Raw genomic sequence first — 413 nt, 5'->3', positions numbered from 1 at the left:
GCTGGCGGTCATGGTCGGCGACCCCTCGGCCCTGCCGGTCGGTTATGCGCAGGCCGCACTCAGACAGCTGGAAAAGACCGGCAATCGCGACGCGCTCACTGCGATGGCCGAAAGCCTGTTCCCGGACGGCACGCAGGGTTTCGATCTCGCGGGCGCGCTTGGCGAACTCGCCGTCCCGACGCGGCTCATCTGGGGCAGGCTCGATCGCGTCATCCCGGTCGCCCATGCGGCCCGCGCGCCGGGCTTCACTGCCGTTCATCTTCTCGATGGCGTTGGCCATGTACCGCAGATCGAGGCACCGGCGCTCACCGCCCGGCTCATCGCCGATACGGTGCGAAGTGCCGGCTGAGCCGGCAAGACCATCACGCCCGCGTCAAGGGCGCCACGACAGAATGTCAGAAGGAGTGCCGATA

The 413-nt window shown here is 68.0% G+C and carries 1 pseudogene; it reads left to right on the top strand.

Features of this window, described 5'->3' with window-relative positions:
• A pseudogene (locus EOB36_RS34605) lies at positions 1-349 on the top strand (acetoin dehydrogenase dihydrolipoyllysine-residue acetyltransferase subunit); the annotation flags it as partial.
• Between the last annotated feature and the right edge of the window lie 64 nt (positions 350-413).

It is taken from the genome of Mesorhizobium sp. M6A.T.Cr.TU.017.01.1.1, from assembly GCF_004023115.1.
Lineage (GTDB): Bacteria > Pseudomonadota > Alphaproteobacteria > Rhizobiales > Rhizobiaceae > Mesorhizobium > Mesorhizobium mediterraneum.
This window is presented reverse-complemented; position numbering and strand designations above follow the sequence as displayed.